Source organism: Streptomyces thermolilacinus SPC6 (genome assembly GCF_000478605.2).
In the GTDB taxonomy this organism is placed as follows: Bacteria; Actinomycetota; Actinomycetes; order Streptomycetales; family Streptomycetaceae; genus Streptomyces; species Streptomyces thermolilacinus.
Map to the genome: position 1 here is coordinate 4305855 of NZ_ASHX02000001.1, position 25851 is coordinate 4331705.

Sequence of the window (25851 nt, forward strand, 5' to 3'; positions counted from 1 at the left end):
GCGCATGCGCACGACGCTCAGATGGCTGCTGTCGCTCGTGGTGCTCATAGGCACCTTGGGCACGGCCGGGACGGCCACCGCCGCCGGACAGGACAGCGCAGGGCCGGACATCAAGGACCGCGTCCTCGCGATCCCCGGCATGTCCCTGATCGAGGAGAAGCCCTACCCCGGCTATCGCTTCTTCGTCCTCAACTACACCCAGCCGGTGGACCACCGCCGCCCCGGCAAGGGGACCTTCGAGCAGCGCCTCACCCTGCTTCACAAGGACACCAACCGCCCGACGGTGTTCTTCACCAGCGGCTACGGCCTCAACACCAATCCGCGCCGCGCCGAGCCGACCCGGATCATCGACGGCAACCAGGTCTCGCTGGAGTACCGCTACTTCACCCCGTCCCGCCCCCAGCCCGCCGACTGGTCGAAGCTGGACATCTGGCAGGCAGCGTCCGACCAGCACCGTCTGTTCACCGCGCTGAAGAAGGTGTACGACCGCAAGTGGGTCGCCACCGGCGGCTCCAAGGGCGGCATGACCGCCACGTACTACGAGCGGTTCTACCCGCGCGACATGGACGCCGTCGTCGCGTACGTCGCGCCGAACGACGTCGTCAACCGCGAGGACTCCGCGTACGACCGGTTCTTCGAGAACGTCGGCAGCGAGGAGTGCCGCGCCCGGCTGAACGCCCTCCAGCGCGAGGCCCTCGTCCGCCGCGAGCCGCTCCAGAAGAAGTACCAGGAGTGGGCCGCCGCCGAGGGCGCCACCTTCCACACGGTCGGCGGCATCGACAAGGCGTACGAGGCCGTCGTCCTCGACTTCGTCTGGGCCTTCTGGCAGTACTGGGGCGAGCAGGACTGCGCGACCGTCCCGGCCGCCGCGACCGCCACGGACGACGCCGTGTACGACACCATCGACACGTACTCCGGCTGGTCCTTCTACACCGACCAGGGCCTGGAGCCGTACACCCCGTACTACTACCAGGCCGCCACCGAGCTGGGCTCGCCCAGCCTGCGCCTGCCGCACCTCGACGGCCTCAGCCGCTACGGCTACCAGCCCGCGCACGCCTTCGTGCCGGACGACATCCCGGTGCGGTTCAAGCCGTGGGCGATGCGCGACGTGGACACGTGGGTCCGCCACAACGCCGAGCGCATGCTGTTCGTCAACGGTGAGCGCGACCCGTGGAGCGCCGAGCCGTTCCGCGTGGACCGCGGCGCGAAGGACAGCTACGTCTTGACCGCGCCCGGCGCCAACCACGGCGCGAACATCGCGGGCCTGAAGGAGCGGGAGCGTGACCTCGCCACGGCGAAGCTCCTGGAGTGGACGGGCGTCGCCTCGGCCGCCGTCAAGGCCGACCCGGACCGCGCGGCGCCGCTCGCCCGCTTCGACGCGCGCCTCGACAAGCGCGACGTCCAGCGCGGGCCGCGCCTCCTTCCGTGACACCAGCGGTACGCCCGTGAACGGGGTGCGGGTCCGGCAGCGGATGCCGGGCCCGCACCCCGCACGCGTCCGACGGGGCCCGTCGGCACGCGGGGCCGTCAGTACGACAGGCCGTACCCGATCGGGTAGAGCTCCCGTGACGGGTCGTCGGCGCGCTGCACCGGCACCGGAAGGCGGCCCTCCGGCCGGGCCCGGCCCGCGATGACCCGGGCGGCGGCCCGCATCTCCACGTCCGTCCACGCGTACGTGACGAGCGTGGCACGCTGGCCCGTCAGCCGGGCGATGTCGTACGGGTTGCGGATCGCGACCGTGATCACCGGGACGCCCGTGGCGACGAGCCGTGCGACGAGGGTGCGCTGCGCGCTGGTCGCCGACACGTTGTACGTGCCCACGACCACCGCGTCCTTGCCGGACGCCGCCGCGACGGCCTGCTCGATGCGGGCGGCGGTGGGGGCGGTGCCGGTGGACAGGGCGGTCGCGGTGAACCCCAGCTCGCCGAGGGCCGCCGCGAGCGTCGTGGTCGGCGGGCCCGTCGTGCCGGACGGCGATGCCGGGTCGGCGCCGACGACCAGCAGCTCCCGGTGGGTGAGCCGGTTGAGCGGCAGCAGCCCGCCCTCGTTGAGCAGCAGCGTCGTCGTGGCGTCCGCGATCCGGTCGGCCGCGTCGAGGTGCGCCTGCTTGCCGACGACCCGGTCCACCTCGTCGTGCGTCGTGTACGGGTCGCGCAGCAGGCCCAGCTTCGCCTTGAGCCGCAGAATGCGGAGAATCGATTCGTCGAGGCGGGCCTCGGACAGCTCCCCGCCGCGTACGGCGTCCAGCACCGCGTTCCAGGCGAGGTCCAGGTCCGGCGGGTTGAGCAGCTGGTCGCAGCCCGCCTTGAGGGCCAGTACGGGCACCCGGTCGTCGCCGTACTTGGTGCGCACGCCCTCCATGCCGAGCGAGTCGGTCACCACCACCCCGTCGTAGCCGAGGCGTTCGCGCAGGATGCCCGTCAGGATGGGCCGCGACAGGGTCGCCGGGTCCTCCGACGGGTCGAGGGACGGGACGACGATGTGCGCGGTCATGATCGAGTCGATCCCGGCGGCGATCGCGGACCGGAACGGCGGCGCGTCGAGCGTCTCCCACTGCTCGCGCGTGTGGTGGATGTACGGCAGCTTCGTGTGGCTGTCGTCGGTCGTGTCGCCGTGGCCGGGGAAGTGCTTGGCCGTCGCCGCTACCTTGGCGCCCTGGTAGCCCTTCACCTGCGCGGCGACCAGCCGGGCCACGGCCTGCGGGTCGGCGCCGAAGGACCGTACGCCGATGACGGGGTTGGCCGGGTTGACGTTCACGTCGGCGACGGGCGCGTAGTTCTGGCGGATGCCGAGCGCGGCCAGTTCGGCGCCCGCGATGTGCGCGGCCCTGCGGGCGACGTCCCTGGCGCCGCACGCGCCGAGCGCCATCGCGCCGGGCATCAGCGTCGCGGGCTCGCCGACGCGGGCGACGATGCCGTGCTCCTGGTCGGTGGAGATCAGTACGGGTACGGGCGTGGGCTGGGCGAGCGCGGCGCGCTGGATGCCGTTGGACAGGTCGGCGATCTGGTGCGGGTCGCGGGTGTTGCGCGCCCACGCGAAGTAGATGATCCCGCCGACGTGGTACTTGGCGACCAGTTCGGCCGCGGTGCGGACGCCGATCTCGCGGAGGTTGGCGTCGATGTCGGCCTGGTCGGGGTGGGTGGCGGAGTGCCCGTACACCCGCATGACGAACAGCTGGCCGACCTTTTCCTCCAGGCTCATGCGCGCGACGATCCGCGCGAGCGCCCGCTCTTGGGCGCCGGTGTCCTGGGGGGCGGGGTCCTGGGCGGTGCTGGGGAGCGGGTCGGTGGTGGACCGCGGGAGGGCGAACCCGGTGGTGGCGGCCGCCGCGGTGGCGGTGGCGGCGGCGAGGACGGTGCGTCTGGTGGTGGCGCGGTGGTGCACTGGTGCTCCTTCCGGCCGAGCGGGACGTGGGATGAAGGAAACTTCCAAGGAGTCACACGTAGGCGAAAGTAACTACCAGGTCAAGCACACGCGCACACCCGCCCGTCCCCACCACCCGCCTGCCGTGCCCGGCCGGCCCGTGGTCCGAAGGCCCGCCCCGGCCCCCTTCGCGGCCGTGACCGGCGCTGTCCTCGCCCCCTGGCCTGCGGAGCCGTGGCGGTGGCGGGCCCGGCGACGGTGGCGGTGAGGGGCCCGGTGACGGTCAGGCGTCGAGCTGGTGGTCGGCCCAGACGTAGGTCTCCGGCAGCAGCTCGGCGACGGGCACCGTCCGCACCGCCTCGCCCCGGCCGATGATGACCCTCATCGAGGGGAAGTAGTCGAGCAGGGCCTGCCGGCAGGGGCCGCACGGCGGGATGATCCCCCGCTCCCGGTCGCCCACGGCGACGATCGTGTCCAGCTCGTACGCGCCCTGCGCCGCCGCCGCGCCGATGACGACCAGCTCCGCGCACGGCCCTCCCGTGAAGTGGTACGCGTTCACCGCGGTGACGATCCGCCCGTCCCGGGCGCGGGCGGCGGCCGCCACGGTGTGGTTGTCGCCCCGGCAGCGGGTGCGGGCGACACGCGCCGCCGCCTCGACGAGTTCCTGGTCGACGTCTTCCGTGCGCGTGGTCATCTTCTCCGCCTCGGTCGTAAGGGTGCCCGGCGACGTTGCCCGGTCCGCGGGCGGGAAGGCAACCCGATATCACCGGGAGCGGAACCGGAACCGGGCCCCGGGTTCCCGCGGCCGGACCGGGCTCAGGGCCCCGGGGCCGGGGCCAGGGGCAGGAGCCCAGGGGCCCCCGGGGGCCGGGGCCGGACGCCCGCCTAGGGTGGGGGGATGGAATCGCAGCCGTACCTCGCACAGCTGTTCTCGCTGGAGAACCACACCGCCCTCGTCACCGGCGGCAGCTCCGGCATCGGACGCGCCATCGCGGGCGCCCTCGCCCGCGCGGGGGCGAACGTCGTGATCGTCGCGCGCCGCGAGGCCGAACTCGCCGCGACCGTCGGCGAGCTGGAGGCCGAGGGCTGCCGCGCCGCCTGGGTCGCCGCCGACCTCGCCACACGCGACGGCGTCCGGGACGCCGCCGACCGCGCCGCCGCCGTCTTCGGCGAGCCCGACATCCTCGTCAACTGCGCCGGGATCAACCTGCGCCCGCCCATGAGCGAGCTGGACGAGGACGTGTGGGACCGGACCATGGCCGTGAACCTGGACGCCCCGTTCCTGCTCGGCCAGCGCTTCGGGCCCGGCATGGCCGAGCGCGGGTACGGCCGGATCATCCACGTCACGTCCCAGCAGGCGCACCGCGCTTTCGTCCAGAGCGGCGCGTACGGGGTGTCGAAGGGCGGCCTGGAGTCGCTGGCCCGCTCGCAGGCGGAGGCGTGGTCCCCGCACGGCGTCACCTGCAACACCCTTGTGCCCGGCTTCGTCCTGACCCCGCTCAACGCGCGGCTCCAGTCGCAGCCCGGCACGATCGCCGCCCTCGCCGACCGGACCCTCGTCGGCCGCAACGGCGTGCCCGAGGACTTCGCGGGCGCGGCCGTGTTCCTGGCGAGCCGCGCGTCGGCGTACGTCACCGGGCAGTCGGTGTTCGTGGACGGCGGCTTCCACGCCCACTGAGCGCCCCCGGGACCGTCAAGGCGGCAGCGTCCGGGGTGCGTTCAGCCCCGGACGCGCACCCCGTACCGCGTCCGCAGCTGCCGCGTCTCCCACCACGCGACCGCCGTCACCGACGCCGGGCCGCCCAGCAGCACGCAGAACTGCACCAGCGGCGGGCCCGGCGGGAGGCCGCCGTAGGAGAGGTTGACGGCCGCCATCTCCCACACCAGCACACCGGTCAGCAGCGCGGGCAGCGCCGCGTGCACCTCCGTCGTGTTGAACGCGCTCCGCACCGCCCGGCCCGACGAGAACACCAGGAACAGCAGCGTCCCCAGCGGCGCCATCAGGACCACCGCACCCACGAGCGCCGAGAGCAGCACCGGCAGCGCCCCCCGCAGAGTTTCGCTCAGCAGAGTGGCGGCCCACACGAGCAACGGCGTCGCGGTGAACGCCCCGAAGTACCACAGCACCGACCGGACCGCAGGCCGCAGCCCCGCCCGCATCCCCGGCCGGGCGGCGGGCGGCGACAGCCGGAACAGGACGAACACCACGACCGGCGTGCTGAGCAGCAGCAGCCACGGCGTGAGCACGAGCCGCATGACGTACTGCTCCTGCGCCTGGTCCCAGTCCTCCGCCGTCCCGTACACGGTGAGGATCAGCAGCGAGGCGACCGCCGCCGACCAGGCCCGGATCTTCTGCACGCGCGCGATGTCCGGGTCCCCGATCCGCCGCGTGTCGTACGGGAACACCTGCCGCGCCTTCTTCCGCGCGAACCGGGCCATCGGGTACCCCACCAGGACCGCCACCGCGGGCCACACGCAGCACAGGAACGGCACCCACAGCAGCGCCTTCCCCCCGCTCATGTACCCGAGCAGCTCCCGCAGCGTCGGCCACTCGTCGTCCCGGAACCGCTGCCACAGCGACGGGCGCCGCGGCGGGTACGGCGGGTACGGGCCCGGGTGCGGCGGATACGGGTGCGGCGGGTACGGCTGCTGGTGCGGCGGGCGCGGGCCCGGCACGTACGGACCGCCCCCGTACGGGGACCCGTAGGGGTCCCCGGGGCCGCGCGGCTCGCCCCCGTACGGGTTCCCCCGGTACGGATTCTGTCCCCCGTACGACACGTCGACGCCCCTCCTGGATGCTCACCGCCACCGGAGCCGGGATGCCCGGATGACTGGTCAACTCCTACCGCACGCCGCCGACATCCCGTCACCCGGCACCCGGCACCCGCCCCGGCCCCCCGGCACCCGCCCCCCGGCCTCTGGCACCCGCCCCGGCGCTCACCACCCCAGGTGCGTGAAGCCCGGCCAGCCCGTCGGGTCGGTCGCGTCGATGTGCCGGACGCGCGGCAGCAGGGCGGCGGGCATGCCCGGCGGGGCCTCCCGGCGCTCGTCCAGCATCCACGACTGCGCGGTGCGCAGCGCCCGGCCGGGGGACCGGCCCTCGCGGCTCATGTGGTGGTGCGTCATGTACATCAGCAGCGACGTCACCTCGTCCGGGCCCAGCAGCAGCCCGCCCGGGTGGAACTCCGCGTGCAGCGCGCGGGACTCCTCGCCCGCGTGCGGCAGGTCGTGCGCCGGGTTCCCCACGACGGGCGCCTGCCGGGCGGCGCCGGGACGCGCCGTGGCCGGGCGCGCGGCGACCTCGCACAGCAGCCGGGCGGACGGTACGTAGGAGATGCGGGCGTACTGGCAGGCGTACCGGCGCCGCCCGGCCGGCCGCGCCGCGTGCCACGGCACCAGGCCGAGCTCCGCCATGGGCACCAGCACGAGGGACGGCACGCCCGCGAGCCGCTTCAGGAGCGGCTCCCTGACGGTCCGCCCCGCCCCGTAGCACAGCAGCTGCGGCACGGCGCGCGCCGCGCCGCGTGCGGGCGCGGGGGGCCCCGTACGGTCGTCACCGACCACGCTGGCGCCGGGGACCGGGACCTCACCCGGTGGCGAGCAACGCCTCCACGTGGGCGCGCCCGGCGGCGAGCAGGGCGGGCAGTTCGGGGACGCCGGGGTACCAGCGCTTCTCGTACTCCCAGCAGAACCAGCCGTCCGGACCGGCGGGCGCGACGCACTCGCCGAGCGGCAGGGCGCCCGCGCCGAGCGGCACCGGCGTCGGGTCGTCGCGTCCGGCGCAGTCCTTGACCTGGACGTACCCGAGGTACGGCTCCAGCAGCCCGTACGTGCGGACGGGCTCCTCACCGGCGCGCCAGGCGTGCTGCACGTCCCACACGGCGCCCACGTGCGGGTGGCCAACGGCGGCGACGACCCGGGCGACGTCGGCGCCCGTCGGGTGGGAGTCGTGGTTCTCCAGCAGGACCCGCACCCCGGCCTCGGCGGCGACCTCGGCGGCGGCGCCCAGGCGGCGGGCGGCGGTCGCGTCGGCGGCGTCCCGGGACCGCTCGCCCCCGCCGGGGAAGACCCGCACGAACGGGGCCTGGAGGTCGGCGGCGAGGTGGATCAGCCGGTGCAGCTCCTCGTACACGGGCTCGTCGTCATCGTCGGCGGCGACCCGCGCGTACCCGGCGACGCTCAGCACGCCCACCCCGGCGGCGGTGAACTCCCGCAGCACGTCCCGCCGCTCGTGCGCGACGAGCCCGGGGTGGACGGGCTCCTCCGGGTGGGCCCGCAGCTCCACCCCCCGGCACCCGGTCTCAGCGGCGAGCCGCACGACGTCCCCGACACCCATCCCGGGCACCCCAAGTGTGGAAAAAGCGAACTTCATCCCCCGAACGTACCCCCGCCGCCCCGTCCGAACCCGGCAGGACGGACCGCCGTACGCGCCCGGCCCGCCCGGAAGGGCCGGGCGGGCCGGGGGGTGGGGGAGGGTGGGGGCTACAGGGTGACCGGGCGGCCGCCGAGGGAGACGGACAGGCGGCCGTCGGAGGCGTACGTCCAGGTCAGGGCGCCCGCGTAGGAGGAACAGCGGGAGCCGTTCGTGCCGGACCAGAACTGGTTCGTGCCGTCCACGTCGCCGACGACCTTGTCGTTGGAGCCGCTGCCGCTGCCGCTGCCGCTGCCGCTGCGGCAGGACGTGTTGCCGCGGAACACCGACGTGCCGGACTCCCAGGTGTAGTTGCGCTGGGCGTTGTCGACGCTGAGATTGTTGGACACCGCCATGGACCCGGGGTTCCGGTTGTACGTGAAGCCGTGCTTGCCGTTGTCGTAGGCGATGCTGCGCCGCACGACGTGGTTGACGCCGATGTCCTCGCCGCCGAGCTTGTAGCCGTTGCGGTCGCCCGCGGTGTTCTGGGTGCCGTCGGAGAGGGTGCCGTTCTCGTACGCGAGGGAGTCCTCGATGGTGACCGCGCCGATGGGGCCCGTGTCGGTCTTCGTGTACAGGTCCCAGCCGTCGTCGATGTTGTTGTGGGCGACGGCGTACCGGAAGACGTTGCCGGGGCCGACCGTCAGCTTCGCGGCGAAGCCGTCGGCGTCCTCGCCGTCGGAGTCGGCGTTGTCGTGCGACTCGGCGCTGAGGATGAGGTTGTTCGACGGCCACTGGTCGCGGGGCGTGGTGGACGCCATGCGGGAGAGCTGCAGGCCGGTGTCGCGGTTGAAGCGGGTGACCGTGCGCTCGATGACGTTGTTGCTGCCGCCGACGAAGATGCCGTTGTCACCTGCGCGTTCGACGGTCAGGCCGTGGATGTGCCAGTACGAGGCGTTGAGCGCGAGCCCGCGGTTGGACGGGGCCTCGGCCATGGCGGAGAAGTTCAGTACGGGCTTCTCGCCGGGGTACGCGGCGAGTTCGGTGCGGGCGCTCGCGGTGCCGTTCCTGCCCGCCGGGATGGTGACGGTCTGGGAGTAGCGGTAGGTGCCGCCGCGCACGTAGATCGTCCCGCCCGGCGTGATCCGGCTGATGGCCGAGGTGAGCGTGGTGGGCGCCGAGACCGTACCGGGGGCGCTGTCGGTGCCGTTGGGGGCGACGTACAGGGCGCTGCCGGTGGGCGGCGGGGTCGTCGTACCGCCCGTCTCGGCCTCCAGGTGGTCGATGTTGGCCAGGCCGTCCGCCGTCGTGGGGGTGAGGCGGATGGTGTTGGCGCCCGCGTCGAGCGGGACGGTGAGCGTCGCGGAGGCCCAGGTGGCCCAGGCGCCGGTGGGCGCGAACGACTGCTGAGCGGCGGAGGCGCCGTTGACGGTGAGGGTGGCGGGGCGCGGCGAGGTGGTGCCGTTGGCGTACCGGACGGTGAGCGTCGCGGTGCCGGCCTGCGGGGCGTCGACCGTGAACTGGAGGGCGGCGCCGACGGCGTTGCGGCCGTTGCAGAAGCCGGTGCCGGTGTACCCGGCGTGGTTCGTGTCGATGGTGCCGTCGCAGGTGGCGGGCGCGCGCTCGGCCTCGTACCGGGTGGGCGCGGCCGACGCGGTGGCGGGCAGCGCCACGACGGTACCGGCGGCCAGGGCGGCACACGCCAGCGCGGACAGCGCGGGTTTCGTCCTCATGGGGGGTCCTCGTCCTTCTGCGGGGTCGCGGAGTCTCTCGGCGCCGGGCCGCGGGGCCCGGGGGCCGGGGGAAGGGCGGCGCGGCTGCCAGGAGCGTGGGGGTGCGAGCTGCTGGTGCTGGACCGGCTCTGCTGCGGGAGCCGTAGAAAGCGCTTGCCAAACTAGAAGCGCGTCATGGCCGCGTCAATCGGCTGGCCCCGGAGGAAACTTTCGAACAACAACTGGGGAGCGGGGCGGTCGTGGAGGGCCCGGCGGGGGAGGGGCGTTGTCAGTGGCGGCGGCGAGGGTGCGAAGCGCCTGGCCGGACGGAGATCGTGAGGGACTCGCGGCCATGGGGGGCGGGTAGGAAGGTCCTGCCCGCGGTCGGGGTCCCGCCAACTCGCCAGGGCGGGGCGGGAGTACGCCGGGCGACGGGCACCGGCCCATCCGCGCAGGCCACCGACCGCCCGCGTTGGCCCGGCCACCACGGACGCGCCGCACCGCCGTTGACGGGTTCCGCCCCCGGAAAACAGTGGAGGAGGCCCGCCCGGCCCCCTACCGTGCTGCTGAACCAAGTCGTCTGGGCAAGGACGTGCCGTTGTACACCCTGTGAGACCTCCCGAGAGCTGATGTGTCGCGCGCCCGCGCATACGCGCGCCGCGCCCCTTTTCGCTGCGGATCTCTCACTGGAACCGGTGTACTTCTGTGCTCAATCGCTGGGTGGTCATGCCCACCTGCCTGCCGACCGTCCTCCGCCGTTGCCCCGCGTGCGCGTCCGGGCGCTTCCGGCCGAACGGCAAGTTCCGCGTCAACGCCCACCACAAGCTCCTCGACGCCTGGCTCCTCCTGCTCTGCGCCGGGTGCGGTGACACGGCGAAGCTCACCGTCCTGGAGCGGATGAACGTGCGTTCCGTACGACCCGGGCTGCTGGACCGCATGCACGACAACGACCCCGTACTGGCCGCAGAACTGCTCCAGCACCCGGTCGTGCGGCGCCGTAACCGCGTCGCCCTCGACTGGACGGGCGCCTGGCGCCTCGACACCGGGGGATCGGATCACCTGGACCGCGAGGTGATCGACGTCGCGGTCCGCTTCGCGGCGCGCATCCCCGTCCGTCCCGCGCGGCTGATCGCCGAAGGGTGCGGGCTCCCGCGCGCGGAGGCCGAGCGGCTGATCGCGGAGGGGAAACTCGTCTCGGCGGTCCGCCTGGACGGCAGGCCGTCCGACGACTTCACCTTCACGCTCAAGCGCTGAGCCCTCCCAGGGCCCGGGGCCCTGTCCGGCAGGCCCGGAACATGCCGGAGCCTGACGGGCGGGGAGCCTGCCGGGGGCTGTCCGGCCGGGCGGTACGTCCCGGCCGCGCCGGGCAGCCCCGCCGCCCGGCCGCGGTCAGCCCGTGACGGAGAAGAAGATCGTGTCCTGGCTGTACCCCGAGCTGTGCTTCGTCGCGGACTCCCACTCCTCGTGCTCGAACTCCAGCATCTCGATGAGCCGTCGGACGTCGTACCGGAAGCTCTCGTCCATCCGGTCCAGCACGCAGCGGTAGGCGTCGGCGGCGGGCTTGGCCCTGGCCAGGGGGAACGTGCCGATGTGCGGGCCGTCCCACGGCACGGGGATGCGGAAGGGGATCTCGTCCGGTGGCCCGGAGAACAGATGGTCACGTATCAGCAGATCGGCCGCGACGCCCAGGCGCCGCAGCTCGTCGTCGACCAGGCCGAAGAAGGTCGAGGGCTTGGAGTACACGCCCAGGTCCGTGGGGTCGGACGCCTGGCAGTCGATGATGTGCTGGAGAGCCGTGTAGTAGGCACTGGCGGCGTATTCGGCGTCCGAACTCGCATGCCCCGCCACCAGGTGGTCGAGCGCGTCGGGGACGGACAGACCCCAGTCGATGCCCTGGTGGTCCAGCGACTCCTGACTCCGGTACGCCCTTTCGCGCATCGCGTCGAGCCGCCGCCGCTGGTCGGGCGTGAGGCTCCCCGCGGTGCTCAGGAACGCGACGATGTCGGCCTTGTCGGCGGTGCTGTACGAGATGATCCGGCTCATGTCCCGCATGCTGCCAGCCGCCACTGACATCGGCGGGGCTGGACGGATGCGCGGACGCGTCAACACCTGGCCGTATGGCGGGCATTGCCCGCCACGCCGCAGCGCCGGGACGTCAGCACCTGGTGCTCGGCGAGGATTCGGGAGGGGTGTCCCCGAAGGCGCCGACAAGCCGGTCAGGTACGCGGACCGCTCATCCGCCGGAAGGCGCCCGGCCCCGGGGGCCACGTCCAGTCCTCCTTCACCGCCCACGGGCCCTGCGGGAGCCCCACCTGCGTACCCCCGGCCCCGCCTCTACCCCTCAGGGCGCGCCCAAGGCAACGGCACCGCCACCGGCCGCGAGCCTCGCGCCAGGGACTCCGCGCCCGCCACGCCCACCAGCGACGCCGCCACGGCCTGCCGTACCGGCACCAGCGGCGCCGCCCCGTGCTCCAGGGTTTCCCGGAACGCCAGCAGTACCCGTACCGTCCCCTCCGCCCCGCGCGGCACCACCTCGCCGCCGTCCAGGGTGAGCGGGGCCGGTACGCGCTCCTCGTCCCTGGCCCGCCCGTCGGGCGACGCCCACGCCTCCGTACGGACGCGCACCGACCAGGCGCGTTCACCGGGCGCGCGGACCGACTCGGCCAGCGCCTCGGCGCCCCGTACGGAGATCCAGCTCCAGTGGCTGTCCGGTTCGCCCTGGAGGAAGCCGTGCCGGGTGACGGCGAGCGCGCCGCTGGAGAGCCGGACCACCAGGACCACGGCGACGCGCGGGTCGGCCCCGTCCACCGGGAACGCCGTCACCTCCACCGGCCACGCCCCGGTGAGCGCCAGTACGGGCGACAGGGTGTGGGTGCAGTACGCGGTCGGGGCGATCCGCCCGCGCCAGTGCGACGGGTCCCGTACGAGCGCGGTGACCGCGTCAGGGGCCATGCCGTGCAGGTAGTCGGCCTCGACCAGGCTGATCCGGCCCAGCTCGCCCGCGTCGGCGGCCTCGCGGACGAGCCGGACGTGCGGGTGGGCGACGTAGTTCTCGGCGAACGAGTACGTCGCGGTGGAGGCGTCCGCCGCCGCGACGAGCCGCGCCCCCTCGGCGGCGTCCACGCACGCGGCCGTCTCCGACAGGACGTGCACCCCGCGCTCCAGGAACGCGACCGCCTGCGGCGCGTGCCCGTCGAAGCCGCCCGCCAGCACCACCCCGTCCAGCCGGTGGTCCAGCAGCTCCCGCCACTCCTCCACCGGCGTGACGCCCGGCAGCTCCGCCCGCGCGGCCGCGCGCCGCTCCGGGTCCCGGTCGCACGCCGCCACCACGTCCAGCCCCAGCCGACGGCACCACACCGCCAGGTGAAGCCCCTGCCGCAGCCCGACCACCCCTAAGCGCATGCCCCCATCGTGACGCAACGCCCCCGCCCGCCCGCAACCGGATTCCTGCCCCGCCGCCCGGCCGTCCGCCCCGCCCGGGCGGGTCAACTACTGTCGCGGGCATGGTCGAACACGACACGCTCACGTCCACCCGCGCGGCCTACGACGCCGCCGCCCACACGTACGCGGAGCTGTTCCGGGGCGCGCTGCGCGACAGGCCGCTGGACCGCGCGATCCTGAGCGCCTTCGCCGAGCTGGCCCGCGCCGCCGGGGACGGCCGGGTCGCGGACCTGGGCTGCGGACCCGGCGACATCACCGCCCACCTGCACGAGCTGGGGCTTGCGGCGTTCGGTGTCGACGCCTCACCCGTGATGGTCGAGCTGGCCCGGCAGGCCTACCCCGCCCTGCGCTTCGAGGTGGGGTCGATGGCGGCGCTGGACATCGACGACGGCGCGCTCGGCGGCGTACTGTCGCGGTGGTCCGTCATCCATATCCCGCCGCTCGAACTCCCCGCTGTTCTCGCCGAGTTCCACCGTGTACTGGCACCGGGCGGCCACCTGCTCATCGGCTTCTCCGCGAGCGAAGGGCCGTCGCACCCGTCACAAATCTTCGACCACGCGGTCGCCCCGGCCTGCCGCTGGTGGCCCGACCACCTCGCCGCGCTGCTGGGCGAGGCCGGGCTGACGGAGGTGGCCCGCCTGGTCCGGGAGCCGCAGCCCACCGACCGGCGGCAGTTCCAGGAGGTCCATCTGCTGGCGCGCAAGGCCCCGGCGGTAGCCGCCTGACCGGCCGCACGGCCCCGGCCCGGGCGCGCCGCCTCAGCCCCCGTACCGCTCCAACAACGCCTGTACGTACGCTTCAAGGCGCCCGGCGAGCACACTGGGCGTGAGGTCGGTACGGCCCAGTTCACGCCAGCCCGTGGCGACCTTCTCGGCGTCGGGCGCGTACCCGAGGGCGTCGAGCAGCCGCCAGTACAGGTGGTCGGCCGGGTCGTCGGCCAGATTGCCGCCCGCCGCCTCGTACAGGTCCGCGAAGGCCATGCCCACCGGGACGCCGTGCAGCAGCGCGAGCATCGTCGAGCAGTGGGCGACGTCCAGGTCGGCGGGCCCCCAGGAGGTCTCCACCCAGTCGACGACCCCGCTGATCCACAGTCCGGCCCCGCCGCCGACAGCGGCCCCGCCGTTCCTCTCGCCGTCGCCGTCGCCGTCGCCGTCGCCGTCGCTGAAGAGGACGTTGCACGGGTGGAAGTCCCGGTGCAGGAAGCACCCGTCGTACGCGGGCGGCTCCCGCCGGATGACGTCCACGGCGCGGGCCCACAGCTCCGGGCGTCCCGTGCCGGTGGGCGGCGTCACCCGCTCCGGTGACGTCCACGCCTGGTACGGGCGCGGGCGCTCCGCCTCCGCCACGGCGACCCGGTGCACGTCCGGCAACTGCCGCGCCAGCAGTCCCGCGCGCCGCCCGGCCCCCTCGTCGTCGAGCCGTACGGTGCCGGGCAGCAGCGACATCAGCAGCGACGGGTACTCGCAGTGCTCGGCGACCGGGTCCACGGCGACCAGCTCGGCGGCTGGCACGCCCGTACGGCCGAGGAGCCGCAGTACGTCGGCCTCCCGGCACAGCAGCCCCTCGGCGTGCCGTACGAAGAACGGCTTCACGAACGACCGCAGCGCCAGCGACCGCCGCCCACCGGGCCCGTCCACGTCGAGCCGCCGCATCTCGGAGCTCCACCCGCCCCGCAGCGGCGTGACACCCACGAGGCGCTCACCGTCGGCGAGTTGCCTCTCCACCCAGCGCCGAGCCGCCTCGGGCAGCCCCCGTATGTCGTTCATGCGCCCAGGCTATTCCGCGACCGTCCACGCCCGGCCTCGACCACCCCTGGCCCTTGCCCTCGTCCCGGCCCGGGCACAGCCCCTCCGCCGGGGAGCCGTCGGCACCGTCGTACAAGCGGTCCGCACCGACAACGGCTCCCCGGCCGGACCGCACGGACATGCCTCCGCGCCCTGATCCGCACCATGATCCGCGCGCTCCTGTCACAACCGTCCGCCGGCCGGTGTCTGATGGTCGAGCCCTGGGCCACGCCGGCCCGGGGCGTACGACGAGGAAGGGACCCGGAGATGAGCGCCGACCACGCCACCAATCCCGCGACGGAGGCGTTCGTCGCCCACCGCAACCTGCTCTTCACCGTCGCGTACGAGATGCTCGGCTCGGCCGCCGACGCCGAGGACGTCCTCCAGGAGACCTGGCTCCGCTGGGTGAACGTGGACCTGGACCAGGTGGGCGACCAGCGCGGCTACCTGGTCCGCATCACGACGCGGCAGTCCCTCAACCGGCTGCGCTCACTGAGCCGCCGCAAGGAGTCGTACGTCGGCTCCTGGCTGCCCGAGCCGCTCCTCACCGCGCCGGACGTGGCCGAGGACGTCGAGCTCGCCGAGAGCGTGTCCATGGCCATGATGCTCGTCCTCGAAACGCTGTCGCCGACCGAACGCGCCGTCTTCGTGCTGCGCGAGGTCTTCGACGTCGGGTACGAGGAGATCGCCGCCGCCGTGGACAAGAGCCCGGCGGCCGTCCGCCAGATCGCGCACCGCGCGCGCAAGCACGTCGAGGCGCGCCGCCCGCGTGAGGCGGTGTCCCCGAGGGAGACCCGGCAGGCCCTGGAGTCGCTGCGGCACGCGTTCGAGACCGGGGACCTCCAGGGCCTCCTGGACGTGCTGGCCCCCGACGTCGTCCTCGTGGGCGACGGCGGCGGCGTCAAGCGGGCCGCGCTGCGTCCGATCACCGGTGCCGAGACGGTGGCCCGCTTCATGGTCGGCCGCGCGGGCAGGCTCAAGGCCACGGTCACCACGGTCCCCAGGCTGGTCAACGGCAACCCGGCGCTCGTGCTGTACGTGGACGGGGAGATGGACGGCGTGCTGGCGGTACGCGTCGACAACGCCCGCGTCACCGGCGTGTACTACGTCCGCAACCCGGAGAAGCTGACCCACCTCGTGTCCGAGACCCCGCTCACCCTGCGCTGACGGCGTCCCTGAAGGCACGGAACCCGGTGCCGGGTCCGTGCCCGGTGCCGGGGTCGCGTGCCGGTGCCGCCGCGCGCTCCAGGCGGCGGCACCGCTCCGGCGGTGTACGGTCGCGCCATGTCCAAGACCGAGATAGACAGGGTGACCGCCGAGTTCTTCGGGGCCTTCGACAACCGGGGCGGCAAGGTGCCCGATGTGGGGCGCATCCGCCGACTGGTCATCCCGGGGGGCGTGATCGTCGCCACGGGCCCGCAGTTCGCGGTCTACACGGTGGACGAGTTCATCGAGCCGAGGCAGCGGTGGCTCACGGACGGCCGGCTGGTCGAGTTCTCCGAATGGGAGACGTCGGAGCGTACGGAGATCGCGGGCGACATCGCGTCGCGGTTCGGCGAGTACCGCAAGGCCGGTGTCCTGGACGGGGAGCCGTTCGAGGGCGGCGGGACGAAGGCGATCCAGTTCGTCCGCACCCCGGACGGCTGGCGCATCGCGGCGTTCTCCTGGTACGACCGGCCCTGAGCACCAGGCGGGCGCGGCGGTGCCCGGCACGGTCGCCGCCCGCTCCGGGCGGCGGCGCTTCTTCCGGCTGTCGTACTGCTCCACGTGCCGCGGCCGGCACCGGCGGCGCGGCCACCCCGCCGTCCCGGCGTTCGAGACGACCCGCCAGAAAGAGGGACCGACACGTATTTCGGAGGCGGACCCCGGCGCCGCCTGCGTAGAGTCCCGACTCATGACCGTGCTGTCAGGCGCCGCCGTCTCCCTTCGCCCCGCCGTGCCCGAGGACATCCCCGCCCTGGCCGCCATCCGGGCCACGTCCGAGGTGCGTGCACGGTGGAGGGGCGGCGACGACCTGGCGGCGGACATCGCGGAGGACCTGGAGGACCCCGACACCCGGTGCCTGACCGTCGAGTACGGGGAGCGGGTCATCGGCATGATCCAGTGGTACGCGGAGGAGGAGCCGGACTACCGGCACGCCGGAATCGACCTCTTCCTCGACCCGGCCGTGCACGGCGAGGGCCTGGGCACCGACGCCGTACGGACACTGGCCCGCCACCTCATCGACGATCACGGCTACCACCGGCTGGTCATCGACCCGGCGGCGGACAACGCGGCGGCGATCCGCTGCTACGCGAAAGTCGGCTTCAAGCCGGTCGGCGTCATGAGGCAGTACGAGCGCGGAGCGGACGGCACCTGGCACGACGGCCTCCTGATGGACCTCCTGGCCGCCGAACTGGTGCGCTGACCGCGCGGCACCTTCCCGGCTGCGGGAAGCGGAGCAGACACCGGGCCACCACCTGGTCGAGGGGCCGCGACCGGGGACGAGGCCGCAGGCCGGGCGGCGAACGGCCGACGCGGCACCTCGGCCTGACCGCCCCGCCGCGCCCGGAGCCGTACCGGCACGTCGTCGGCCCCCGGCCCAGCCTCCGCCCCGGTGCCTCGGGCCGGGCCCACGGACCCGTCCGGGTGCCAGCGCCCGGAGTCGGCACGGGCAAGGGCCGGGCTCGGCGGGCAGGGCGGCGGTCGTTCGGCCGTCGGCCGGCCCCGGTTCGATATTCAGTGGCGGACGGAGACGACGCGCACCACGATGCGGTCATGGACTCTGGCGCGCGCGACAACGAAGCCGTGGTGACCCGGTGGACCCCTGCCACCGTCTACCCCGACATGTGGGTCGACCCGGACGACGACCCGCGCGAGACCGAGGCGGAGACGGGCGACGAACGCGGCGCGCTGCTGGAGAGCCTGCGCCACTTCCGCCTCACCGTCGAGATGAAGTGCGCGGGCCTGGACGCCGGACAGATGGCCCGCCGCTCCGTGCCGCCGTCCACGATGTCCCTGCTCGGGCTGGTGCGGCACATGGCCGAGGACGAACGGCACTTCCGCCGGATGGCCGGTGAGGACTCGCCCAGGATCTACCGCACCGCCGAGGACCGCGACGGCGACTGGAACGGCGCGGTCGCGGACCCGGCGGTCGTGGAGGACGCCTGGCGGCGGTGGCGGGCCGAGAGCGAGGCGACGGACCGTTTCATCGCCGGCTTCGCCGACCTGGGCACGCGCACCGGAGAGGCGTCGCTGCGCGAGATCCTGGTGGCGCAGATCGCCGAGTACGCCCGGCACTGTGGCCACGCCGACCTCCTGCGCGAACGGATCGACGGCCGGGTAGGCCAGTGATCAGACGCCGACGCGCGTCTCCGCAGCGGCGAGGAAGTCGGCCCAGGCGGCCGGGGAGAGGGTGAGGGGTGTGATCGTGGTGTCTTTGGAGTCGCGGACGTGGACGGCGCCGGGGGCGTGGGCCACCTCTACGCAGTTGCCGCCGGCGCCATCGCTGTAGCTGCTCGTGGACCAACGCAGAGGTGTGGTGGTCATGGCGCTCCTCGCATGTGCTCCAGCACGGCCATCGACGCCTCGGAATCGAGAGTTTGAGCCCGCATCTTGCCATAGCGCTGGTGCATCGCACCGACCTGAGCGGGGTCTGCGAAGAGGTAGCTGCAGTCGTGTGCCTCGGTGTATCCCAGCCGCTCGCGGCTGGAGGTTTCCGCGAGATACAGCGGGCCGCTCAGGCCTCCGTGCGCAGTGCGCTGCCGGGGCATGATGAGCAGCTCCACGTGGCGAAGCCGGGCGCAGCTGATGAGGTGGTCGATCAGATTCCGGGTCACCTCCGGGCCCCCAAGGCCACGCTCCAGGACGTGCTGTTCGATGATGAAGCTGAACTCGGTGTTGCCTCTTTCGCTGAGGAGTCTCTGTCGCCACAGCCGGGCCTGCACCCTGGTCTCCAGTTGGCTGTCCGACATCAGTGGCACGTGGCTGCGGTGCACTTCCCGCATGTACGGCTCGGGTTGCAACAAGCCTGGGGAGACTCGGCATTCGTACGCGTACAGCGCGAGCGCGTCCTCCTCGATGGCCGCCCACTGCTGAACCACGAGGTGAGCCCCGGCTTGCGGCGCAGATTCCCGGCCGTGGCCGTGAGGACCTTCTCCGCCAGTTCGCCGAGGACGGCCCGCCCGCATGGGAAGGTCCGGAGGCGGGAAACGCTTGCCCTGCTCGATCTTGGCGGCGATGTAGCCGGGGGAGTACTGCACCAGGATGACGGACTGCTCCTGCGTCAGCCCTGCCTCCTTGCGCAATGCCTGAAGGACCGATCCGAAGATCCTGAGCCCCTGCGGCAGTTCCGTCTGCGCGGCACCGCTCACGCCGTCGCGATTTCGTTGCCGTCCTGCGCCATCGCTGCCCGTGCCCCCGCTGGAGATCTGTGCTTCATCCGACAACGAGATCTTCACCGTCTGTGACGCATCCAGTCCAGTCGGTGAACTGGTACAGATCCCTTTGTCCTAGCGGTGTCCCTGGTGCGCGGCCTGTGCCGGGCTCCACGCTGGGCCGCATGCGATCAGCTCGGGACCAACAGGCCCTTACCGAACGTGTTTTCGTCCAGCGCTTCTACTCCACCCGGCAGGGCGCCCGTCTCGCCCGGTTGCTGGCCGGGCACCAGTTGTACGTGTGGGGCATCCTGTACGGGAGTCGGCACGGGCAGGCCGTGGAGCTGGTCGTCGCGGAACTGGCCGCCAACGCGGTGCTGCACGGGTGCGTACCCGGGCCGGAACTTCGAGCTGCGGCTCGTACGGGACCCGGCCGCGCGGACCGTACGGGTCGAGGTGTCCGACACGCACCCCGGGCGCCCGGAGCGGGTCACCGCGCCGGTGGACGCCGAGGGCGGCAGGGGGTTGCTGCTCGTGGACTCGGTGACGTCCCGCTGGGGCGTGGCCAACCGCAACGGGCCCGGCAAGACCGTGTGGGCCGAGATCGACTGCCCGTGAACCGGGGTGCGGTACCGTCCGGGCGCATGACGACTGCCCGACTCGAAGCGCTGCGGGCCGAGCTGCGTGGCCTGGCCGAGCCGCGTGTGCGTGCCCAGCAGGAGCGGGTGCTGAGCCCGGCGGACGGCGACGAGCTGCTCGGGGTCAGGGTGCCGGTGATGCGCGGGCTCGCCCGGACGTACCGGGGGCTGACGCTCGACGACGTGGACGCGCTGTTGCGCAGTGGGGTGCACGAGGAGCGGTTCACGGGGCTGCTGGTGCTCGCCGAGCAGGTGCGCCGCGCCCGTGGCGGGCAGCGCGCGGCACTGGTGGAGTTCTATCTGGCGCGTACGGCCCACGTGGACAACTGGGACCTGGTGGACGGCTCGGCGCCGGTCGTGCTGGGGCCGTGGCTGCTGGAGGAGCCGACGTCGGCGCACCTGCTGGACCGGCTGTCGGGCTCGGCCTCCGTGTGGGACCGGCGGATCGCCGTGGTGGCGACGCTGGCGCTGATCCGCGCCGGGGCGTACGAGCCGACGTTCGCCCTGGTGCTCGCGCTCCGCCGGGACCCGGAGCCCATGGTCCACAAGGCGCTGGGGTGGATGCTGCGGGAGATCAGCCGCCACGACGAGCGGGCGGTGGTCGCGTTCCTGGACCGGCACGCCACCGAGCTGCCGCGCATCACCGTGCGCCACGCGACCGAGCGGCTGGCGCCACAGGAGCGGGCGCGGTTCGTGCGCCGCCGCTAGCGAGGTGCGTACGGGCCATGCCCGGGTCGAGCGGACCGCTCCGCTGCCCTTCCTTCCGCGGTTGACGTCCCGGTCCGTCCCGGGCGGTGTCCGCCCGGCCGGTCGAGTGGGAGGCCCGGCCGGACGTCGCGCGGGGTCTCGGAGAAACCGCTGTGGCCCAGTTCGGGGCCGAGGCCGAAGTAGTGCCGGAAGTTGTAGATCAGCGGACTCCACGCGGCCGGGTCGATGTGCTGGGTCCCCGGCACCACCAGGCGTGCGTCGGCGTGCACCTTCAGCACCCGCGCCTCGACGATCAGGAACTCTCCCGCGCTGTCGGGGGCGACCCGCGCGGCCCGTGCCTCCAGCTGGATCGGGCACTCCGCCACCCGCGGCGGGCGCACCGCGTGCGACGGCAGCTCCTGGAAGCCGCCCGCCGAGAACTTGTCCGGCTCGTAGCGGACCGGCCGTCCGCCGGGCACCGCCCCCGAAGGCCGCCCGGTCAGCCTGCCCAGCCGCTCCACGGCCGCCCACTGCCCGGGTTCGGGCAGGCTGAGGACCAGCTCCGGCCGGGCCGCCAGGTTCGTACCGGTCCGGCCGTATCGTGACAGCCCCAGCACGACCACCTGGCCGAGCGCCCACGCCGACGAGATCGGCGCGAGGTTGAAGGTGCCGTCGGGGTTCTCGGTGGTCACGAGCGCGACGGGCGTGCCGAAATAGAGGATGCTCGGCGTGATGGTCAGGTGGTCGTCGGTGTGTGTGGTCGTGTGTGGTGCGGTTCGCATGCGACGACCGTAGGGAGGCGACCGTTCGGGGGGAGCCGAACCGTCGGCGTGGGAGGCCGCGCGCCGGGCCTGCCGGTCAGGACCGGCCACCCGCCCGGGAGGGGGCTTCGGGCGGGCCGGCCCGAGAGGGGCCGCCGCCCCGGGTGCGGGCGCTACGCGCGCGGCGGTGCCGTGGACGCGCGGAGCATGAGCTCGCCCGGGATCGTCGCCACACCGCCCGGCGGGGCCTGGTCGGCGCCCATCGCGAGGCGGCCCGCACGTACCCCGGCCTCGTGCAGCGGGAGCCGTACCGTCGTCAGGGACGGCACCGCGTCCACCGAGAACGGCAGGTCGTCGAACCCGGCCACCGACACGTCGTCCGGGATGCGCAGCCCCGCCTCCCGCAGCGCGGCGCACGCGCCGAGGGCCACCGTGTCGTTGGCGGCGACGACGGCCGTCAGGGACGGTTCCCGCGCGAGGAGTTCACGGGTCGCCTCGTGCCCGGACGCGCGCGTGTAGTGGCCGTGCACGGTGAGCCGCTCCGCCTCCGGCCCCGCCAGCCCGGCCGCCACCAGGGCGTCGCGGTGGCCGTCCAGGCGGTCGCGGGTGGTGGACCGGTCGGCGGGCCCGGCGACGTACCCGATCCGGCGGTGCCCCAGCGACAGCAGGTGCTCGGTCAGGGCGTGCGCGCCGCCCCGGTTGTCGAAGGCGAGCGTCGCGGCGGCGGCGTCTCCCGGCATGGGCGGGCGCCCGCACAGCACGACGCGGGTCCCGGCGTCGCCGAGGCGCGTCAGCTTGGCGGTGAGCGCCGCGATGTGGTCCGGGTCGTCCAGCGCGCCGCCCGTGACGACGACGGCGGCGGCCCGCTGGCGCTGGAGGAGCGTGAGGTACGTCAGCTCGCGCTCGGGGGAGCCGCCCGTGTTGCAGACGACGGCCAGCTTCTCGCCGCCCGCGCGGCCCCTGCCCGCGTCGCCGATGGCGCTCTGCGCGGCGCCCGCCATGATCCCGAAGAACGGGTCGGCGATGTCGTTGACGAGGATGCCCACCAGGTCGGAGGTGGCGGCGGCCAGCGCGCTGGCGGGGCCGTTCAGTACGTAGTCCAGCTCGTCCACCGCCCGCAGCACCCGCTCGCGGGTGGAGGCGGCGACCGGGTAGTTGCCGTTGAGGACCCGCGAGACGGTCGCCGGTGAGACGCGCGCGCGTGCCGCCACGTCGGCCAGGGTGACTGTCATCGCGTGCCCTCCGAGGAGAAGTCGGGGAAGTGCGGCCGCGGCTCTTGTACGGGCCGCTGGCGGCAGGCTAGCGTCATGCCCGATAGAAAGCGCTTGCTACGACGAACGACCGATTCAGGACATGGAGGGACCTTCGTGACACGCAGGACAGTGCGGATCGCCATGAACGGCGTGACGGGCCGGATGGGCTACCGGCAGCACCTGGTGCGTTCCATCCTCGCCATCCGCGAGCAGGGCGGCCTCGACCTCGGCGACGGCGACGTCCTGTGGCCCGAGCCGGTCCTCGTCGGCCGCCGCGAGCACGCCCTGCGCGAGCTGGCGGAGCGCCACGGTCTGACCGAGTGGTCCACGGACCTCGACGCCGTGCTCGCCGACGACCGCACCGACATCTACTTCGACGCGCAGGTCACCTCCGCGCGCCAGGCCGCCCTCACCAAGGCCATCGCGGCGGGCAAGCACGTCTACACCGAGAAGCCCACCGCCGCCGACCTGGCCGGCGCCCTCGAACTGGCCCGCCACGCGCGCGAAGCGGGCATCAAGCACGGTGTCGTCCAGGACAAGATCTTCCTGCCGGGCCTGCTGAAGCTGAAGCGCCTCATCGACGGCGGCTTCTTCGGCGAGATCCTCTCCGTGCGCGGCGAGTTCGGCTACTGGGTCTTCGAGGGCGACTGGCAGGACGCCCAGCGGCCCAGCTGGAACTACCGCGCCGAGGACGGCGGCGGCATCGTCGTGGACATGTTCCCGCACTGGGAGTACGTGCTCCACGAGCTGTTCGGCCGCGTGACCTCGGTGTCCGCGCACGTCACGACGCACATCCCGCAGCGCTGGGACGAGAACGGCAAGCCCTACACGGCCACCGCCGACGACGCCGCGTACGGGGTCTTCGAGCTGGAGGGCGGCGCCGTCGCCCAGATCAACTCCTCGTGGGCGGTCCGCGTCCACCGCGACGAGCTGGTCGAGTTCCAGGTGGACGGTACGCACGGCTCCGCCGTGGCCGGCCTGCGCGGCTGCCGCGTCCAGCACCGCTCCATGACCCCGAAGCCGGTCTGGAACCCGGACCTGCCCGTCACCCACTCGTTCCGCGACCAGTGGCAGGAGGTCCCCGACAACGCCGAGTTCGACAACGGCTTCAAGGCGCAGTGGGAGCTGTTCCTGCGCCATGTGTACCTGGACGAGCCGTACCACTGGGACCTCCTCGCGGGCGCCCGCGGCGTCCAGCTCGCCGAGCTGGGCCTGAAGTCGTCCGCCGAGGGCCGCCGCTTCGAGGTCCCGGAGCTGTCCCTGTGACCGCCCCCGCCGCCCCGAGCGCCCCCGCCGTCAGCGCGCCCGCTGTGTCCGGAGCCGCCGCCCCGGCCACCGTGCCCCTGCCGAACCCGGACGGCACTACGCGCGCGTACCGCCCCCGTACCGAGCCGCGCGCCTTCACCGCCGGCGCCCCGCTCGTCTCCCGTACGGTCTTCTCCGCCGCGCACGTCGTCGCCGACCCGTACGCCGACACGCACCCCGACTCCCCGGCGGCCGTCGACTGGGACACGACGCTCGCCTTCCGCCGCCACCTGTGGGCGCACGGCCTGGGCGTCGCGGAGGCCATGGACACCGCCCAGCGGGGCATGGGCCTGGACTGGGCGGGCGCCGCCGAGCTGATCCGCCGCTCCGCCGCCGAGGCGAAGGCGGTCGGCGGTCGCATCGCCTGCGGCGTCGGCACCGACCAGCTGACCGGACCGGCCGGCCTCGACGCCGTGCGCGCCGCGTACGAGGAGCAGCTGGGCCTCGTCGAGGAGACCGGCTCCCAGGCGATCCTCATGGCCTCGCGCGCGCTGGCCGCCGCCGCCCGCACCCCCGACGACTACCTGGAGCTGTACGCCCACCTGCTGCGCCAGGCGAGCGAACCGGTCGTCCTGCACTGGCTCGGCCCCATGTTCGACCCCGCGCTGGAGGGCTACTGGGGCTCCGCCGACCTGGACACGGCGACGGACACCTTCCTGGAGGTCATCGCCGCGCACCCGGACAAGGTCGACGGCGTCAAGATCTCCCTGCTGGACGCCGGGCGGGAGGTCGAGCTGCGCCGCCGCCTCCCGGAGGGCGTCCGCTGCTACACGGGCGACGACTTCCACTACCCGGAGCTGATCGCGGGCGACGAACGCGGCTTCAGCCACGCACTGCTGGGCATCTTCGACCCGCTGGGCCCGCTCGCCGCCGAGGCGGTACGGGTCCTCGACACGGGCGACACGGACGGTTTCCGAGCCGTCCTCGACCCGACCGTGGAGCTGTCCCGGCACCTGTTCCAGGCGCCGACCCGCTTCTACAAGACGGGCGTCGTGTTCCTGGCGTGGCTCGCGGGTCACCAGGACCACTTCGCGATGGTCGGCGGCCTCCAGTCGGCGCGCTCCCTGCCGCACCTCGCGCGCGCGTACGAACTGGCCGACGGGCTCGGCCTGTTCCCCGACCCGCAGCTCGCGGCCGCCCGTATGACGTCCCTCCTCGCCGTGTACGGGGTGACCAGGTGACCGGCCTCGACCTGACCCGCTTCAGCATCAACCAGATGACCGTCAAGCAGCTCTCCCTCCCGGAGCTGACCGAGGCGTGCGCCCGCCTCGGCGTCCCCGGCGTCGGCCTGTGGCGCGAGCCCGTCCAGGCGTACGGGGTCGAGGCCGCCGCCAAGCTCGTCCGGGACGCCGGTCTCGCCGTCACCACCCTGTGCCGGGGCGGCTTCTTCACCACGGCGGACGGCCTGGACGACAACCGCGCCGCCATCGACGAGGCGGCGACGCTCGGCACGGACACGCTCGTCCTGGTCTCCGGGGGCCTCCCGCCCGGCGGGAAGGACCTGGGCGCGGCCCGTGAGCGGATCGCCGACGCCCTCGCGGAGCTCGCCCCCTACGCGGCCGAACGCGGCGTACGCCTCGCCATCGAACCGCTGCACCCCATGTACGCGGCGGACCGGTGCGCGGTCTCCACCCTGGACCAGGCGCTGGACCTCGCGGAAGGCTTCCCGGCGTCCCAGGTCGGGGTCGTGGTGGACACGTACCACGTGTGGTGGGACGACCGGGCCCCGGCGGCGGTCGCCCGCGCGGGCGAGCAGGGCCGCATCCACTCCTTCCAGCTCGCCGACTGGACGACCCCGCTGCCGGAAGGCGTCCTCAACGGGCGCGGGCAGATCGGGGACGGCTGCATCGACATGCGGGCGTGGCGGGAGCGCGTGGACGCGGCCGGGTACACGGGCCCCATCGAGGTCGAGCTCTTCAACGACACGCTGTGGACGAGGGACGGCGTGGAGCTGCTGGAGGAGACCGCCCGCCGGTACGCCGAGCACACCCTCTGACCCGCACGCGGCGAAGTGCCGTAGCGGTGCGAGGGGTTCCGGAAAAATCACCGCCCGCGATCGTGCAACCCTCCCGGCGTGACGAGTGTCGTAACTGGCGTCGGGATCTCCGGGAGGGGATCTGGGGGGATCGGGAGTCCCGGCGTTCGGAGGGGAGCACGGGGCCCGGCCACACGGCCGGGCCCCGGCAATACCACCCGGCACC

25 protein-coding genes and 1 pseudogene are annotated in these 25851 nt (G+C 73.7%); 13 read left to right on the forward strand and 13 right to left on the reverse strand.

Annotated features, from left to right (window positions below):
* The first annotated feature begins 4 nt into the window (after positions 1–4).
* The gene (locus J116_RS18700; protein ID WP_023588599.1) at positions 5–1429 is read left to right on the forward strand and encodes a S28 family serine protease; all 1425 of its coding nucleotides are present in this window, start codon (positions 5–7) and stop codon (positions 1427–1429) included.
* Between the two features lie 98 nt (positions 1430–1527).
* On the opposite strand, the gene J116_RS18705 is transcribed toward J116_RS18700, so the two are convergent.
* Both J116_RS18705 and J116_RS18710 read right to left on the reverse strand, forming a co-directional pair.
* Positions 1528–3384, reverse strand: coding sequence for a glycoside hydrolase family 3 protein (locus J116_RS18705; protein WP_023588600.1), 1857 nt, complete (start codon positions 3382–3384; stop codon positions 1528–1530).
* Between the two features lie 262 nt (positions 3385–3646).
* Positions 3647–4057 (reverse strand): cytidine/deoxycytidylate deaminase family protein, encoded by a 411-nt coding sequence (locus J116_RS18710; RefSeq protein WP_023588601.1) that lies wholly within the window; start codon positions 4055–4057, stop codon positions 3647–3649.
* A 204-nt stretch (positions 4058–4261) separates the two neighbouring features.
* Here J116_RS18710 and J116_RS18715 point away from each other — a divergent pair, with 204 nt between their 5' ends.
* Positions 4262–5041, forward strand: a complete 780-nt coding sequence (locus tag J116_RS18715; protein WP_023588602.1) for an SDR family NAD(P)-dependent oxidoreductase — start codon at positions 4262–4264, stop codon at positions 5039–5041.
* A 41-nt stretch (positions 5042–5082) separates the two neighbouring features.
* Here the strand turns inward: J116_RS18715 and J116_RS18720 are convergent, their stop codons facing one another.
* The 4 genes from J116_RS18720 to J116_RS18735 all read right to left on the reverse strand — a co-directional run bounded on the left by J116_RS18720 (position 5083) and on the right by J116_RS18735 (position 9447).
* The gene (locus tag J116_RS18720) at positions 5083–6141 is read right to left on the reverse strand and encodes a hypothetical protein (RefSeq protein WP_023588603.1); all 1059 of its coding nucleotides are present in this window, start codon (positions 6139–6141) and stop codon (positions 5083–5085) included.
* Positions 6142–6300: 159 nt separating this feature from the next.
* Positions 6301–6870, reverse strand: a complete 570-nt coding sequence (locus J116_RS18725) for a CHAT domain-containing protein (protein WP_235617364.1) — start codon at positions 6868–6870, stop codon at positions 6301–6303.
* Positions 6871–6949: 79 nt separating this feature from the next.
* On the reverse strand, positions 6950–7735 hold the full coding sequence (locus J116_RS18730) for a sugar phosphate isomerase/epimerase family protein (RefSeq protein ID WP_023588605.1): 786 nt from the start codon (positions 7733–7735) through the stop codon (positions 6950–6952).
* A gap of 110 nt (positions 7736–7845) precedes the next feature.
* Complete coding sequence (locus J116_RS18735) at positions 7846–9447, reverse strand: CBM35 domain-containing protein (protein ID WP_023588606.1); 1602 nt, start codon at positions 9445–9447, stop codon at positions 7846–7848.
* Between the two features lie 705 nt (positions 9448–10152).
* Here J116_RS18735 and J116_RS18740 point away from each other — a divergent pair.
* A complete protein-coding gene (locus J116_RS18740; RefSeq protein ID WP_037946790.1) occupies positions 10153–10680 on the forward strand; it encodes a DUF1062 domain-containing protein in 528 nt (175 codons plus the stop codon).
* Between the two features lie 135 nt (positions 10681–10815).
* Here J116_RS18740 and J116_RS18745 read toward each other — a convergent pair whose 3' ends face one another.
* Together J116_RS18745 and J116_RS18750 are read right to left on the reverse strand one after the other, a co-directional pair.
* Positions 10816–11469 carry a DUF7691 family protein gene (locus J116_RS18745; RefSeq protein WP_028964243.1) on the reverse strand — a complete coding sequence of 218 codons (654 nt, stop codon included), beginning with the start codon at positions 11467–11469 and terminating at the stop codon, positions 10816–10818.
* Between the two features lie 291 nt (positions 11470–11760).
* The gene (locus J116_RS18750; protein WP_023588609.1) at positions 11761–12828 is read right to left on the reverse strand and encodes a Gfo/Idh/MocA family oxidoreductase; all 1068 of its coding nucleotides are present in this window, start codon (positions 12826–12828) and stop codon (positions 11761–11763) included.
* A gap of 101 nt (positions 12829–12929) precedes the next feature.
* Between J116_RS18750 and J116_RS18755 the strand changes: the two genes are divergently transcribed.
* Positions 12930–13592 (forward strand): class I SAM-dependent methyltransferase, encoded by a 663-nt coding sequence (locus tag J116_RS18755; protein ID WP_023588610.1) that lies wholly within the window; start codon positions 12930–12932, stop codon positions 13590–13592.
* 33 nt (positions 13593–13625) lie between these two features.
* On the opposite strand, the gene J116_RS18760 is transcribed toward J116_RS18755, so the two are convergent.
* Positions 13626–14633, reverse strand: a complete 1008-nt coding sequence (locus J116_RS18760; RefSeq protein ID WP_023588611.1) for a phosphotransferase family protein — start codon at positions 14631–14633, stop codon at positions 13626–13628.
* A gap of 285 nt (positions 14634–14918) precedes the next feature.
* Between J116_RS18760 and J116_RS18765 the strand changes: the two genes are divergently transcribed.
* The 4 genes from J116_RS18765 to J116_RS18780 all read left to right on the forward strand — a co-directional run bounded on the left by J116_RS18765 (position 14919) and on the right by J116_RS18780 (position 17984).
* The gene (locus J116_RS18765; protein WP_023588612.1) at positions 14919–15818 is read left to right on the forward strand and encodes an RNA polymerase sigma-70 factor; all 900 of its coding nucleotides are present in this window, start codon (positions 14919–14921) and stop codon (positions 15816–15818) included.
* Positions 15819–15935: 117 nt separating this feature from the next.
* Positions 15936–16334, forward strand: a complete 399-nt coding sequence (locus J116_RS18770) for a Cif family virulence factor (RefSeq protein ID WP_023588613.1) — start codon at positions 15936–15938, stop codon at positions 16332–16334.
* Positions 16335–16545: 211 nt separating this feature from the next.
* Complete coding sequence (locus J116_RS18775) at positions 16546–17058, forward strand: GNAT family N-acetyltransferase (protein ID WP_028964244.1); 513 nt, start codon at positions 16546–16548, stop codon at positions 17056–17058.
* A gap of 350 nt (positions 17059–17408) precedes the next feature.
* Positions 17409–17984 carry a DinB family protein gene (locus J116_RS18780; RefSeq protein ID WP_023588615.1) on the forward strand — a complete coding sequence of 192 codons (576 nt, stop codon included), beginning with the start codon at positions 17409–17411 and terminating at the stop codon, positions 17982–17984.
* Here J116_RS18780 and J116_RS18785 read toward each other — a convergent pair whose 3' ends face one another.
* Together J116_RS18785 and J116_RS18790 are read right to left on the reverse strand one after the other, a co-directional pair.
* A complete protein-coding gene (locus J116_RS18785; RefSeq protein ID WP_023588616.1) occupies positions 17985–18179 on the reverse strand; it encodes a DUF397 domain-containing protein in 195 nt (64 codons plus the stop codon).
* Positions 18176–19090, reverse strand: a complete 915-nt coding sequence (locus J116_RS18790; protein WP_235617365.1) for a helix-turn-helix domain-containing protein — start codon at positions 19088–19090, stop codon at positions 18176–18178. Before J116_RS18790 ends, J116_RS18785 begins: the two co-directional genes overlap by 4 nt.
* 101 nt (positions 19091–19191) lie before the next feature.
* On the opposite strand from J116_RS18790, the pseudogene J116_RS18795 reads away from it, so the two are divergent.
* Positions 19192–19624: pseudogene (locus J116_RS18795) on the forward strand (ATP-binding protein).
* Positions 19625–19650: 26 nt separating this feature from the next.
* Positions 19651–20352, forward strand: a complete 702-nt coding sequence (locus J116_RS18800; protein ID WP_023588617.1) for a DNA alkylation repair protein — start codon at positions 19651–19653, stop codon at positions 20350–20352.
* Here the strand turns inward: J116_RS18800 and J116_RS18805 are convergent.
* Together J116_RS18805 and J116_RS18810 are read right to left on the reverse strand one after the other, a co-directional pair.
* Entirely contained in the window at positions 20349–21113 is a 765-nt protein-coding gene (locus tag J116_RS18805) for a flavin reductase family protein (protein WP_023588618.1), read from the reverse strand. The two genes, J116_RS18800 and J116_RS18805, sit on opposite strands and share 4 nt — an antisense overlap.
* A gap of 152 nt (positions 21114–21265) precedes the next feature.
* Entirely contained in the window at positions 21266–22324 is a 1059-nt protein-coding gene (locus J116_RS18810) for a LacI family DNA-binding transcriptional regulator (protein WP_023588619.1), read from the reverse strand.
* 135 nt (positions 22325–22459) lie between these two features.
* On the opposite strand from J116_RS18810, the gene J116_RS18815 reads away from it, so the two are divergent.
* The 3 genes from J116_RS18815 to J116_RS18825 are packed head-to-tail and all read left to right on the forward strand — an operon-like array spanning position 22460 to position 25646.
* The gene (locus J116_RS18815) at positions 22460–23611 is read left to right on the forward strand and encodes a Gfo/Idh/MocA family protein (RefSeq protein WP_023588620.1); all 1152 of its coding nucleotides are present in this window, start codon (positions 22460–22462) and stop codon (positions 23609–23611) included.
* A gap of 44 nt (positions 23612–23655) precedes the next feature.
* A complete protein-coding gene (locus tag J116_RS18820) occupies positions 23656–24831 on the forward strand; it encodes a dihydrodipicolinate synthase family protein (RefSeq protein ID WP_028964246.1) in 1176 nt (391 codons plus the stop codon).
* 35 nt (positions 24832–24866) lie between these two features.
* Positions 24867–25646 carry a sugar phosphate isomerase/epimerase family protein gene (locus J116_RS18825; protein WP_037947946.1) on the forward strand — a complete coding sequence of 260 codons (780 nt, stop codon included), beginning with the start codon at positions 24867–24869 and terminating at the stop codon, positions 25644–25646.
* Positions 25647–25851: the final 205 nt, after the last annotated feature.

What these genes read in the sequence shown, in the direction of transcription:
- J116_RS18765 (WP_023588612.1), top strand. Translation starts at nt 14,919, where the DNA reads ATGAGCGCCGACCACGCCACCAATCCCGCGACGGAGGCGTTCGTCGCC.
- J116_RS18810 (WP_023588619.1), bottom strand. Translation starts at nt 22,324, where the DNA reads ATGACAGTCACCCTGGCCGACGTGGCGGCACGCGCGCGCGTCTCACCG.
- J116_RS18755 (WP_023588610.1), top strand. Translation starts at nt 12,930, where the DNA reads ATGGTCGAACACGACACGCTCACGTCCACCCGCGCGGCCTACGACGCC.
- J116_RS18700 (WP_023588599.1), top strand. Translation starts at nt 5, where the DNA reads ATGCGCACGACGCTCAGATGGCTGCTGTCGCTCGTGGTGCTCATAGGC.
- J116_RS18745 (WP_028964243.1), bottom strand. Translation starts at nt 11,469, where the DNA reads ATGAGCCGGATCATCTCGTACAGCACCGCCGACAAGGCCGACATCGTC.
- J116_RS18760 (WP_023588611.1), bottom strand. Translation starts at nt 14,633, where the DNA reads ATGAACGACATACGGGGGCTGCCCGAGGCGGCTCGGCGCTGGGTGGAG.
- J116_RS18780 (WP_023588615.1), top strand. Translation starts at nt 17,409, where the DNA reads ATGGACTCTGGCGCGCGCGACAACGAAGCCGTGGTGACCCGGTGGACC.
- J116_RS18715 (WP_023588602.1), top strand. Translation starts at nt 4,262, where the DNA reads ATGGAATCGCAGCCGTACCTCGCACAGCTGTTCTCGCTGGAGAACCAC.
- J116_RS18775 (WP_028964244.1), top strand. Translation starts at nt 16,546, where the DNA reads ATGACCGTGCTGTCAGGCGCCGCCGTCTCCCTTCGCCCCGCCGTGCCC.
- J116_RS18800 (WP_023588617.1), top strand. Translation starts at nt 19,651, where the DNA reads ATGACGACTGCCCGACTCGAAGCGCTGCGGGCCGAGCTGCGTGGCCTG.
- J116_RS18730 (WP_023588605.1), bottom strand. Translation starts at nt 7,735, where the DNA reads ATGAAGTTCGCTTTTTCCACACTTGGGGTGCCCGGGATGGGTGTCGGG.
- J116_RS18785 (WP_023588616.1), bottom strand. Translation starts at nt 18,179, where the DNA reads ATGACCACCACACCTCTGCGTTGGTCCACGAGCAGCTACAGCGATGGC.
- J116_RS18805 (WP_023588618.1), bottom strand. Translation starts at nt 21,113, where the DNA reads ATGCGAACCGCACCACACACGACCACACACACCGACGACCACCTGACC.
- J116_RS18710 (WP_023588601.1), bottom strand. Translation starts at nt 4,057, where the DNA reads ATGACCACGCGCACGGAAGACGTCGACCAGGAACTCGTCGAGGCGGCG.
- J116_RS18825 (WP_037947946.1), top strand. Translation starts at nt 24,867, where the DNA reads ATGACCGTCAAGCAGCTCTCCCTCCCGGAGCTGACCGAGGCGTGCGCC.
- J116_RS18770 (WP_023588613.1), top strand. Translation starts at nt 15,936, where the DNA reads ATGTCCAAGACCGAGATAGACAGGGTGACCGCCGAGTTCTTCGGGGCC.
- J116_RS18735 (WP_023588606.1), bottom strand. Translation starts at nt 9,447, where the DNA reads ATGAGGACGAAACCCGCGCTGTCCGCGCTGGCGTGTGCCGCCCTGGCC.
- J116_RS18740 (WP_037946790.1), top strand. Translation starts at nt 10,153, where the DNA reads ATGCCCACCTGCCTGCCGACCGTCCTCCGCCGTTGCCCCGCGTGCGCG.
- J116_RS18750 (WP_023588609.1), bottom strand. Translation starts at nt 12,828, where the DNA reads ATGCGCTTAGGGGTGGTCGGGCTGCGGCAGGGGCTTCACCTGGCGGTG.